Origin of the sequence: Peribacillus phoenicis, assembly GCF_047238085.1 — a bacterium.
Lineage (GTDB): Bacteria > Bacillota > Bacilli > Bacillales > DSM-1321 > Peribacillus.
The window spans coordinates 2,366,231-2,379,132 of the sequence record NZ_JBDFMF010000001.1; the positions used below are offsets into that span (position 1 = coordinate 2,366,231).

Annotated in this window: 8 protein-coding genes, 1 other RNA gene and 1 pseudogene; 1 reads left to right on the forward strand and 9 read right to left on the reverse strand. The window is 39.1% G+C overall.

Annotated features, from left to right (window positions below; genetic code table 11):
- Positions 1-165: 165 nt before the first annotated feature.
- The 4 genes from cobA to ABC374_RS11650 form a co-directional block, all read right to left on the reverse strand.
- Positions 166-936, reverse strand: a complete 771-nt coding sequence (gene cobA / locus ABC374_RS11635) for a uroporphyrinogen-III C-methyltransferase (protein ID WP_413017855.1) — start codon at positions 934-936, stop codon at positions 166-168.
- 84 nt (positions 937-1,020) lie between these two features.
- Complete coding sequence (nasC, locus tag ABC374_RS11640) at positions 1,021-3,171, reverse strand: assimilatory nitrate reductase catalytic subunit NasC (protein ID WP_413017857.1); 2,151 nt, start codon at positions 3,169-3,171, stop codon at positions 1,021-1,023.
- 88 nt (positions 3,172-3,259) lie between these two features.
- On the reverse strand, positions 3,260-5,581 hold the full coding sequence (gene nirB, locus ABC374_RS11645; RefSeq protein WP_413017859.1) for a nitrite reductase large subunit NirB: 2,322 nt from the start codon (positions 5,579-5,581) through the stop codon (positions 3,260-3,262).
- A gap of 54 nt (positions 5,582-5,635) precedes the next feature.
- Positions 5,636-6,841, reverse strand: coding sequence for a nitrate/nitrite transporter (locus ABC374_RS11650; protein WP_413017861.1), 1,206 nt, complete (start codon positions 6,839-6,841; stop codon positions 5,636-5,638).
- 690 nt (positions 6,842-7,531) lie between these two features.
- On the opposite strand from ABC374_RS11650, the gene ABC374_RS11655 reads away from it, so the two are divergent.
- Positions 7,532-8,074: a ribonuclease H-like YkuK family protein gene (locus ABC374_RS11655; RefSeq protein WP_230175939.1), complete on the forward strand. Its 543-nt coding sequence runs from the start codon at positions 7,532-7,534 to the stop codon at positions 8,072-8,074.
- A 153-nt stretch (positions 8,075-8,227) separates the two neighbouring features.
- Here ABC374_RS11655 and ssrS read toward each other — a convergent pair.
- From ssrS to ABC374_RS11680, 5 genes and pseudogenes are all read right to left on the reverse strand, one after another.
- Positions 8,228-8,414, reverse strand: a non-coding RNA gene (gene ssrS / locus ABC374_RS11660) — 6S RNA.
- A 123-nt stretch (positions 8,415-8,537) separates the two neighbouring features.
- Entirely contained in the window at positions 8,538-9,095 is a 558-nt protein-coding gene (locus ABC374_RS11665; protein WP_413020328.1) for a glutamate ligase domain-containing protein, read from the reverse strand.
- Between the two features lie 18 nt (positions 9,096-9,113).
- Positions 9,114-10,019 (reverse strand): annotated as a pseudogene (locus ABC374_RS11670) (Mur ligase family protein); the annotation flags it as partial.
- A 211-nt stretch (positions 10,020-10,230) separates the two neighbouring features.
- The gene (locus tag ABC374_RS11675) at positions 10,231-11,484 is read right to left on the reverse strand and encodes an MFS transporter (protein ID WP_350302739.1); all 1,254 of its coding nucleotides are present in this window, start codon (positions 11,482-11,484) and stop codon (positions 10,231-10,233) included.
- Positions 11,485-12,004: 520 nt separating this feature from the next.
- A complete protein-coding gene (locus ABC374_RS11680) occupies positions 12,005-12,886 on the reverse strand; it encodes a mechanosensitive ion channel family protein (RefSeq protein WP_350302740.1) in 882 nt (293 codons plus the stop codon).
- Between the last annotated feature and the right edge of the window lie 16 nt (positions 12,887-12,902).

Here is a 12,902-nt window from a genome sequence, read left to right on the forward strand (position 1 = left end):
TTAGCCGATTCACTTGTCCATATTTCATACTTCGATTAGCCAGGTAACAAATTCACCTTACATCTATAAAATAGCTGTTAACATTGTTAAACTGGACATGATGACTTTCATGTCCAGTTTTCCTTTTGCATTACAGTAAAAGTATTCTAGCTAATCATTCCTTTTCTAAGCGAAATCCTTATCTTTTGACTTCTCTGAAAACCATGATAATTTCTTGGATAAATTCACCACTTCTCCTATTACGATCATGGCGGGATTGGCAACCTGCTCTCTTGTAACGATCCCCACTATTGAATCAAATGTTCCTGTAAAAGTTCGTTGAAAACCGGTCGTTCCTTGTTCAATGACAGCAATGGCAGTTTCAGGCTTCTTTCCGCAGGAGCGTAATTGTTTACAGATATATGGAAGGTTTTTAATCCCCATATAAATAGCAATTGTGTCAACACCATGTGCCAAATGATGCCAGTTGATGTTATCAGGTTTGCCGGTCACGCAGTGTCCTGTGACAATTGCGAAGGAACTCCCCCATTCCCTGTGAGTCACGGGAATTCCAGCATAAGCTGGCGCAGCGATTCCAGATGTGATTCCAGGGACTATTTCAAATTGAATTCCGTGCTTTGCTAGCACTTCTGCTTCCTCGCCCCCTCGACCAAAGATGAAAGGATCTCCCCCTTTTAGACGAACAATCGTTTTTCTCTCCATTGATTTACTTATTAACAATTGATGAATGTCCTCTTGAGGGACACATTGTAGACCAGGCGCTTTACCGCAATAAATGTATTCAGCTTCAGGTTTACTGTACAAAAACAATTCACGATTTACCAATCGATCATACAAGATGACATCCGCTTCCGCGATGCATTTGATTGCCTTGACAGTAATTAAGTCCGGATCACCAGGACCGGCACCAACAATATAGACCTTACCTTTTTCCATCCTTGATCCCCTTTTGTTGTTTAGTCATGATTCGATTATGGTAGAACCAAAAAAAATTATGGTGAATGGGAAGAAAACCTCCCCTTAATGAGACGTTAACTCTAATATAGGATGTACTTTTACAGCACTGACTTTAAAGCCAGGCATTTTGCATGTCGGGTCTAAATCCTGTGAAACGAGGAGATTGACATTTTGGGAGTCTGCCCAATGAAAAGGAACGAAAATAGTATCATGGCGAATGGTTGCTGACAACTTGCTTCTTACAACAATACTTCCCCGCCTTGATTCGATTTTCACCAAAATATTGTCTGTAATATGATATTTCTTGGCTGTTTCCGGATGGATTTCCATATATGATTCAAAATATCTTGCGGCTAATGATGAGCTTTTTCTCGTTTGTACTCCTGTTAAATAATGTGACATGATTCTTCCTGTTGTTAAATAAAGCGGAAATTCCATACATGGCTGTTCTTTTGGAACAAGAGGCACATTATTAACCACAACCATGGCCGCCTTTCCATCCGGGTGGGCAAAAGAAGTTTCGAATAACCTTTTTGTCCCTTTATGGTCAATGGTTGGGCATGGCCACAATATGCCTCCTTCTTTTCTTAAGCGATCATACGTTATACCATAATAATCAGCGGTCCCTCCGCGGCTTGCCACTCTTAATTCTTCGAATATCTCATTTGCAGATTGAAAGGGAAAATGCTCCCCTTTTCCAAGAACTTTTGCTATATCACAAATGATTTGCCAATCATGCTTTACTTCCCCAGGAGATGAAAAACTTGCTTCCCGCAACGTTACACGTCCTTCTAAATTCGTCATCGTTCCCTCATCCTCTAAATAAGACGAAGTAGGTAAAATCAAATCAGCCAATCTAGCAGTTTCAGAAACGAACATATCTACTGCGACTAGAAACTTTAATTTTTTCAAAGCCTTTTTGACAAAGTTAGCATTGGGATTCGAAACAATTGGATTGGAACACATTAAAAACATGCCGGTAATTTCACCTTCATTTATCTTCTCTATCATTTCGTATGCCGATACACCTTTACGCGGCAAATCAGCCTCATCAATACCCCATATTCTTGCAATATGTAATCTATGTTCCTCATTTTCAATCATGCGATACCCCGGCAACTGGTCTGCCTTTTGGCCATGCTCTCTTGCTCCCTGTCCATTCCCCTGCCCAGTGATAGCTCCATAGCCCGAATTCACTTTTCCGATTTTTCCTGTAACAATAAGAATATTAAGAAAATTACGGACGGCCGCTGAACCATCTGTTTGCTGCTCAACTCCCCTTGCTGTAAAAATCATTCCTGATTCTTCTTTCCCGAACATTGCAGCCGCTTTTTGAATTTGGTCGCTAGGCACCCCTGTCATTTCTGCAATTTCCTCCAACTTTAAAGATGTAACATACTCTTTAACTTCGTTGTAGCCATTTGCACGTTCCCGGATAAATGCTTCATCAGTAAAATCCTCTTCAATGATCACTTTCAATAATCCGTTTGCCAAGGCGGCATCCATCCCTGGTTTTACTTTTAGATGTAAGTCGGCCATTTTCGTTGTTGCTGTTTCCCGTGGATCTACAGCAATGATATATGCCCCATTTTGTTTCGCTTTCTCAAAGTAAGGCATGATTGTCGGCTGGCATTCCGCAATATTCGTGCCCGCCAAGATTATGCACTTTGTGAACGGAATCTCTGATAAGCTGTTGGTAAGGCCCCTGTCCATACCAAATGTTTGGCTGGCTGCCGAAGCAGCTGCGGACATGCACAAACGGCCATTATAATCTATATACTTTGTTTTTAAAGCTACTCTTGCAAATTTCCCAAGCAAATATGCTTCTTCATTTGAAATGGATGCACTCCCATAAACAGATAATGCATATACACCATCTTCCGCTTGAATTTTAGTGAAATTCTCCTTAATGTGGCTTAATGCTTCCTCCCATGATATTCGAATAAATTCCCCATTTTTTTTAAGTAATGGGTATTTAATTCGATCTTTATGCAAAGCATGTTGGTGTGCATTCATTCCTTTAATGCATAAGCGCCCCTCTGAGGTTGGATTATCTTTTCCGATCGCCATATACTTTTTTCTTGTCACTATTGTTTGTTCCAAGAGCTGCATCTTACATTGCATACTACAAAATGGACATTGCGTTTCATATCGTTTTTCTGATTGGACCTCTTGTTGCTTCGTTCGGAAATACTTTAATAATAATTCGGTCAAGGCTCCTCACCCTTTACTCATTGATTTCTTATGTTACAAACATTTATCCGTTTATATAAAGGTATTTCCTCTTAGTTCATTCTCGGATCTACGCCATTTCCAATCGTTGAGACAGTTGCTGACTAAGTTCATTATCAAACAAAACTTCTCTAACATGAATTAAACCCACTCGTTCAATCCATTGCCAAGTCCGTTCTAAGTAATTGGCTGTTTCACGATAATATTGAATAAAACCGATGATGATTTCAATCGCTTCATCATTTGTCCCGGCTACACATAACAGTTCACCGGCACGAACATTACGCCCGCTGCTTCCGCCCACATATATTTCCCAGCCCCTGTCAACGCCCATAACACCTATATCTTTCGTTGTTGATCCTGCACCGTTATGCATACAAGCAGATATGCCCATCTTAATACGATAAGGTGTTGATACATGCTCCAATCTTTTTTCCAAATCTACAGCAAGTAAAAGGGATTGCTGTTTATCACAAGAACAAACATGCTCACCGATACATGTTTTGACGTTTTGAACGGCGTTACCATATTTCGAACTTAACGGCATGTCTAAATCAGCCCACACACCTGGAAGGTCTTCTTTTTTCACACCCATTAAATGAATCCTTTGTTCACTTGTTACCGCTACCTGAGATATATCATATTTATCTGCAACATTTGCAATTTTTCGCAAGTCCTTCGCATTCGTCATCCCGCCGTACATTTGCGGGATAACAGAGTATCGATTATCACTTTGAACTGTTGCATTCTTTTTTTCATTAATGAAGAGGGTTTGCTGTCTGATCTCGTATTCTGGATGAATCATCCCTAAATAATAGCTAAGGGCCGGCCGGCATGTTGAACAACCTCCTGTATTTTCCCATCCAAGAATATCCATCGCTTCTTGGACGGATGTTAAATCCTGGAGCTGCATTTTATACACGACTTCATCTTCCGTTAATGTCGTACACGAGCAAAACGCAGTTTGTTTCTCATCATGAGTAGAAAGATTACTTTGAATATAGGTCAAAAGCTCGGTAACTGCCGGCTTACATCCACCGCAAGAACCGGAAGCCTTTGTGCATTGTTTAACTTGTTCCACAGTTGTTAATCCCTTTTTTTGAACCGCTTCAATGATTGCCCCTTTTGAAACAGCATTACAATTGCAAATGATTTCATGGTTTGCCATCGAAGCGATTATTCCCTTACCCGTACTTGGTGATTGGAACAGTGCACGCTTTTCCTCTGACGATACTTCTTTCCGCTTTAAAATCATATCGAGTAATCGTGAACTCATGTTTGTATCTCCATAAAGAACAGCACCTATGATTTTTCTACCTTGAAAAACCAATTTTTTATAAACACCATCTAATTCATCAATAGTTGTGATTGATTTCGATGTTTCATCACCAAGGAAATCTCCAACAGAGAATAACTCAACTCCTGATATTTTCAACTGGGTCGATAGGACCGACCCTTGGTATCCGTTACATTTCATCTCACAAATATGCTTTGCCAGCACTTCACCTTGTTCATATAGAGGTTTCACCAGTCCATAAACAATGCCTTGATGTTCAGCACATTCACCAACCGCATAAATATTTGGGATGCTGGTTTCTAAATAGTCATTTACAATAATGGCACGATTTGTATCAATTCCGCTTTCTTTGGCCAACTGAATATTCGGTCTGACTCCCACAGCCATAACGACCAAATCTGCCTCCAGCTCCGTTCCATCTTTAAAACGGACGCACTCTACACGTTCGTTGCCGATTATCTCCTGAGTTTCCTTTTTTAAAAGAAAGTTCATTCCTTGGTTTTCCAACTCTTTTTGCAGCAAAAGTGATGCCTTTGAATCAAGCTGCCTTTCCATTAAATGGTCAGCAATATGAACGACATGCACTTCCATACCAAGGTTCAACAGCCCTCTCGCTGCTTCTAAACCTAATAAACCGCCTCCGATGACGACTGCTTTTTTATGTTTGCGTGAAGTTTCAATCATCTTTTGGCAATCTTCAATCGTCCGAAATGCAATGACGCCCTCTTTATCAACACCGGTAACAGGAAGAATAAATGGGACAGAACCTGTGGCAATTATCAGCTTATCGTAGTAAACTTCCCGTTCTTTGTCCGTTTTTATCTTCCGGGTCTCATTATCAATTTTTACAACCGTTTCCCCTGTGAACAATTGGATATTATTCTTCGTATACCAGTTTCGATCATTTATCGTAATATCTTCAAAAGAAGTGTTGCCTTGGAGCACAGTCGACAATAAGATTCGGTTATAGTTGACGTGTGGTTCACTGCCGAAAATAGTAATCTCGAAAGCAGCCGGATCATTCCTGATAATTGACTCAACACAGCGTAATCCCGCCATTCCGTTCCCGATAAGGACCAGTTTTTGTTTAAACATTTTATCCCCCCAAACAAGTACTGTAACAAGCCGATGTAATTAGTTAACAAAGTTCTAAATCTTAACTGAATTCTTTCCGAGTACCCACGTTTTTCTCCATGAAAGCTGAGCTAGACCCAGGATAAGCAACGCCACGATTCCAACTGCGGAAAATACTAAAAATCCTGTAGCATATGTGCCAGTAATCTGTTTTAACGTTCCTAGTATGTTTGGAACCAAGAATCCGCCAACACCTCCGGCAGCTCCTACAATTCCTGTGATAAAACCAATTTCTTTAGAAAATCGCTGTGGAACTAACTGAAAGACAGCCCCGTTGCCCATACCGAGAAATAGCATTCCGATGAACAGCAGGATCGTAACGACAGTAAGGGAATAAAGAAAACTAATCCCAAACATGCATAATGTGAGTCCAATAAACAAAAACATAAGCAGCTTAACTCCACCTATTTTATCGGCAATAAATCCTCCGACAGGACGAAAGAAGCTTCCGGCGATGACACATAATGTAACAAATTCGCCAGCCCTTATTCGTGTTAACCCATACTCATCAACAAAAAAGATGCTTAGAAAGCTAGTAAACCCGACAAACCCTCCAAAAGTCACACTGTAAAGAATACAGAAATACCACGTATCCGTTATTTTAAATACATTGAAATATTCCTTGAGTGGTTTTGCAGGCGGTTGAGATGGTGCGTCTTTTGCGATTAAAATATAAATGACAAATACAATGGTTAAAGGAATCAAAGCTAATCCCATAACATTATGCCAGCCAAGAGACTCTGCAATACGCGGTCCAAACAATGTCGCAAAAAGAGTTCCGCTGTTACCGGCTCCCGCAATGCCCATCGCTAGACCCTGCAAATGCGGGGGATACCAGCGGCTAGCCATAGGAAGTGCTGCAGCAAAACTTGCACCTGCCACTCCGAGCAAAATCCCAATTAAATAAAGCTCGGCTAAACTTTCGCCGAATAACCAACCCCAAAAAAGCGGTATCATCGTAACAAGCATCCCGCCGATTGCTGTTTTCCGCGGTCCGATGCGATCAGTCAATAAACCAAGGACGATTCGAAAAAACGAGCCTCCTAAAATCGGAATAGCTACTATCATGCCTTTTTCAGCTGGGGAAAGTCCGAAATCCTTGGTAATATAGACACCAAGTGCACCCAATAATACCCAAATCATAAAACTGATATCAAAATAAAGGAATGAAGCTAATAATGACGGAGCATGACCGCTTTTTTTCAATTCAGATATTTTCACTTTTCATCTCTCCAATACTTTATTAATTGAATATTCGTTTATTTTACTCTTATAAAAGCAAGATTTCTTTGTTTATGTCAGAAAACATTACACACTTTTTTTGTAAGTTATAAAATGTGAATACTTTGAAGTCGTTATTGGTCAAAATTTAATAATTTCATTTCTTTTTTCTTATATAAATTGAATGATAATGTGGTTTACTTAGGTGAGGTATAGTCCCAAGCTTGTTTAACTTTTCAGTTATGGCAGGTGATATACCAAGAATACCTCCAATAACTTTTCGAAATATCTCCATACAAAAAAAGAGAAGCCTAATGCTTAAGCTTCTCTTCCAGACTGTAGATAAACACGACTATAATAACTGAGTTTGTTTACAGTTGTAATATTTGTCCGTTAATTTCCACTCCACGCACGCACTTTTCCCGCAGGAGTCTCGAACACCCGCTCCAATCATGTTTTAACATCAAGATAAAACTCCTTTTGCCTCCAGTCTTTTTTGTTTAAAATAGAAGAAATAAAACTTGAGGTGATATCTATTCAGCGAGATTAACTTTAAATGATGATTGCATCTTCATTAGAAGGCGGGTTCTTCCCACAGCACGAAACAAGGACCTTTTTCATATGATGTGTTATGAGCGGCATGAGATTTAATAATCTGATTATATCCGGAGAAAGGTTGGGTGCAATAATATGAAGCAATATCCATTTCATAACATCCCATTTCAAAATCTTCAGAAAAAAGACATGTCATTTGAAGAGGTATTCGTTCATATTGTTGAGTTCATGAAATTAAACCCTTCCGGTAACTATCGATTAATGGTCGGTACAGATTCGCAAGTACATAAAAAACATACTGTTTTCATCACAGGCATCGTGATACGGCAGGTCGGAAAAGGTGTATGGGGTTGTATAAGAAAAGTGATGATTCCTAGAAGGATGCTGCATTTACATGAACGTATTTCCCAAGAATTGTCGTTAACAGAGGAGATTGTATCACTGTTTACGGAAGAAAGAAAAAATCAATTAATTGATATTGTCCTGCCTGCTGTATACCAAGGGGCAACGTTCACAATGGAAGGGCATATTGATATCGGGATTGGAAAGCGGAACAAAACAAGTGAATTTGTAAAAGAAATGGTAGCCAGGATGGAATCAATGGGCGTGGAACCGAAAATTAAACCCAATGCTTTCGTCGCTTCTAGTTATGCCAACCGGTATACAAAACAAGAGTAAATGTCTTTAGAAAATGTAATAAGCCAAAGCAACCTACACTGGATTTGTTATAGGGCTGTGAAAATAAATCAAAACGGTACATAGAATTATTGTACGGTATTTGAAAATAGCAAAAAACCGGCCTCAGACCGAGACCGGCTTCAACATTTAAAGATATAAGCCGCCATTGCCGTATTCAGTAAGAAAGTTTTAAACCACCACTCCTCAAAGTGGGTGTTTGCAGAAATAATCCTGTTGTCCAAGTCAGTGACGAGGCATAACATTCCTGTTTCAATATAAAACTCCCTATTACAGCTTAAAGGTTAAAACTTTATTATCATTACGAACAGTGCAGCTTGTATTGTTATAATACCTGAATTCCTCATATGTTACAATGTTAATAATCACCATATTAATAACCTATGGCTGACTAAGGGAATGGACGTCGTATTAACCCTTTATAATAGCATTCGTTAAAATCAAACTATTGATCAAAATAACCGATAAAGTCCGCTTCGTCTTTATTTTGCAGATATAATACCGTTTCTTTGTCAGAAATAGTAGGCAGTCCGAAATTTTGTTCATACTTCTCAATTCCTTTTCCTGTAATGATAATCCAATCCCCTTCCTTTCCAGCTTGTATCGCCTCCTGGATAGCAAGTGTCCTATCTGGAATAACTTTCCCATTTCCAGCAGAGTAATCGCTTTGCAGTTTATTTAGTGACGATTCCATCCCCTCCATTCCCTCCGAATTCAGATCATCCATCGTCAAAATCGAAACATCACTATGTTCAGATGATACTTTAACCATTTCAGCCCTTTTGGTTGTATCTCGTCCACCCCGGAAACCAAAGATATGATAAATCTTTTTGGCCCCGCATTCTTTGGCAGTTTGAAGCATGTGATGTATGGCATCTGCAGTATGTGCATAATCGATGACGATTGTCGGCCCATATTCTTTCTTATACATTTCAAACCTTCCAGGCACACCGGAAAATTGTTTCAATGAAGTGAGAATGTCCTCTCTTGAAATTGGAAACATCTTCGCTACGGAATAGGCAGCAGTTGCGTTATATAAATTATGAAGTCCAGGTATAGGTAACTCAATTTTCACAAAGTCATGATTCTCATTCAATATAATAAAGGGGTTTGTTGCAGTATTATAATTGGTGATGGTTAAATCGCAGCGTTTGGATTTTCCAAATACAAAGGCACTGACATTCTTTTCCCGTAAGTATTCTTGTAGTTTTTCTCCCCAAAAATCATCCCCATTGATGATCGCAAGACCATTAGGCTTCAATTTTTCAAAAAGAAGTAATTTTGCCAGGAAATAATCCTCCATCGTACCGTGGAAGTCGAGATGGTCATGATACAAATTCGTGAAGACACAGAAATCAAATTAAATTCCTTCTAAACGGTATTGAGCTAATCCATGTGAAGACACTTCCATTATGACAACCATGTCCCTACTTGCAGCCAGTAAGGAATTCAACTCCATGCTACCTGGAGTCGTATTATTGGAATCGACTTTGTTTCCATTGATAATATGCTGTATAGTACCAATGACGGAACAGGTTACCCCATTTTCTTTCAATATTTGCTGAAGCATATAACTCGTTGTGGTTTTTCCATTTGTACCCGTAATTCCGATCATTATTTTTTGCTTGCTTGGATCCCCATAAAACCTTTTGGCGATTAGCCCTAATGCTTTACGGCTGTTCTCCACTCGTAAATAAGGAACTTCCAACCCCTTAATATCGCGATCGCCAATCACAGCTGATGCCCCTAAACGAATTGCATCTTTAATGTAGTTATGGCCATCTGACTTATATCCGGTTACGGCAACAAAAAGGTATCCCTTTTTTATTTCTTTAGAGTTATCGGTTACACCTGTGATGGATATATGTTCAACGTCCTTCGGCAAATCCCAGTTTATCGCTTCTTTCAATATGTCTTTAAGGATCATTAACTTTTCTCCTTTTTCATTTAAGCTATTCACCTAACTTTTTTGAAAATGAAATGCATAAGTTCCAACAAGCCATTTTTAGTATTTACCAGTACTCTAAAAATAATTGTCAATCCAGAATTTGTTAGTTGAACAGTAAAAAGAAAAGCAGCCAATAAGGCTGCTTTTCTTGGCTATTGCTGTATAGAGGTGTGGGCACACCGCAGTATACTTACGATTGGATTTCCAGTGGTTTTGATTCGGCCTTTTGATTGTACAATGGCAAAATGAAAAACATCCCTAGAATAAAAAAGAAAGCGGCGGTTTCAAATATGGCGACGAGTGAAAATTGCTCTTTCAGCACGCCTGCCGCACTCATGGTCAAAACCATCGATCCAGTGAATAATGGGCTCAAGATTCCATTGACCCTTCCGATGAACTCGCCTTCGGTTCTCTGTAATATCAATGTATTGATCCCGATTTGGATACAAGGCAGCATTAGCCCATTAAAGAACTCGGCAGTAAGTGTAATCCAAAGATTTGTTGAAAGCCCCATTACCGCTAATCCTATGGCATTCACAAGCATTCCGAAAGCTAATAATCTCTGAGGTGCCACTTTTTTAGCAAAAATCATCACCCCAGCTCCGCCTAAAATCATACCAAACCCATTCACCATAAATAACCATTGCAGATTTTCCTTAGGAAGTTCCAGTTGTTCGGTAACAAGGAATATAGAAAGCGGCTGAATGAAACCCAGTCCAAGCCCGGCTGCCAGAAAACATAAACCAAGCAAACTTAGTTCTTTTTTTCGCAACACATAGCTCACTCCGCTTTTCATTTCCTGCCATAACGTTGTTTTTGCTGTCTCTTCATTCAGTTTACGATCTTTTGGAAGAAAGGCGAGTGCTCCAGCTGAAAGTAAAAACGCCAGACCAGTAATCGCAATAGAGATGTTTATCCCAAATGATTGGAAGGCAAATGTACCGAGAATCGGACCTAAAACCATAAATACTGCGAAGACGGTCTGATAAACAGACATCCCTGTCTGAATTTGACTTTCAGGCAAATGCATCTTAAATAGCTTCATGCCTGATGGCTGAGAAAATTGAGAAAGTATCGCCGAAATCAAAGTAGCGAAGAATACCATTTTCCAACTGCCAAAGATAAGCGAGATTAGCACAGCAAATACGGATATTGCACTTAATATATCACACCAAACCATCGTTTTTTTCGGACTCCAACGGTCCGCAAACGTCCCTCCAATGAATGAAAAAATAAAGATGGGAGCGAATTCCGCTACTGATATCATGGAAATGGCAAAAGCATCCCCGTTTGTCTTTTCCATGACGAATAACAAAACTGCAAAATTCCGTACCCATATCCCTATTTGTAAAAACAAGCCTGAAAAGATAATGGCCCGGAATACACGATTTTTAAAAATGTTAGGTTCTTTATTACTTAATGTTACGGACGTGTTTTTTTCCATATAAAAACCTCCTGTGAGATTTCTGGACAGGAGGCAGTACAATACAAAATTAACAAAACAAAAGAACCAAATGGACGGAACACAATGATCTTTGTTTGTATTTTAGTACAGACTAATCCTATCCAGAAAAAAGTTCGTATTTAGCACGCATTTTTTCTTAAGAATAGGATTAAATGATCATTGTTTAAAGGTCACCCTTCCATTTTATGCTAATTTGATAATAATCTATTCAATCTGATAAATCAAGGTAAAATTTAAAAATAAAATCATTTTCCGGAAAAGTTTGTTCAATTTCCCGCATAAAAAATAGGCTTCCTTTAAAGAAAGCCACAGACTGGAGACAAACCCAAAAAAAGCGAGTTTCACTCCAGATTTTTAACATTCGAATACTTTCTTTATAAGAAGCCGTTTAATATCCTTAAGTTCCCAGCACTGTCACTAATTTCGATCCTTTCTTACACTCACCATCATTAGTTCATGATAATTCCTGGAATACCTCAGGCAATTGCGTTTCTTCTTTTCAGTTCTCCAATATACGTTCTTGATTAGGATTGCCCTGTAAAAGCAAATGGGAAGATGGCATTAGAATTTGATGCTCATGTAGAGCAGTCATCATTTCAAACCTTACGCTTCTCGATGTTTCAAAGTAATCATCAGGTTTCACAAGGCCGACTATGCATAGTTCATATCCAACATATTTAAGATTCGGATTTAAATCCGTAATGCCGATGTATCTAAAATCCTCTTCAGGTGTACCATCTTCTAGCCTTAGAAGGCTTTCACCATACTTATCATTACAGATAATACATATATCCTCCAACAGCCGTTTTACCTTTTCAGGATTTTCTTGGTAACTTACTGTAATGCGTTCAATGATCCGCATTCTCCCTTTATTAAAATTTTGAATCGTCCTGATTTCACTGTGTGGGATGGTCAGCAATTTCCCTGACCATTCCCTGATCTGCATGAACCGGATACCTATTTCTTCTATTGTCCCAGAGCTTGTCCCATTGAATGTAACGAAATTCCCCACCCGGAATTCATTATCTGAAAGCCTTACAAATCCCAATAAGATATCCTTAAGCATTTGCTGAGCGGCAAAACCGATCACGACCCCTAAAATACCAGCTCCAGCTAAGATTCCTTTTAGGTCTATAAACTGTCCAATCAAATATATAAGGAAAAGCCCGGAAATACCGTACCTAAGAGAAGAACGAGTAACCCCCTGTATTGTTTTTTCGACTTCTTCGTCGAAAAAATTGGATCTTCTAAAGAACCATTCAACCAGTTTATTCAAAATATAATAAACCGCCAATAACAGTAAAGCCAATATGAAAAGCCTCAATAATAAAAATTCTTCCCAGTAATCCATAGCAAGCTCAGAAAATTTCAAGATATTCATGTTTTCACCTCCATTT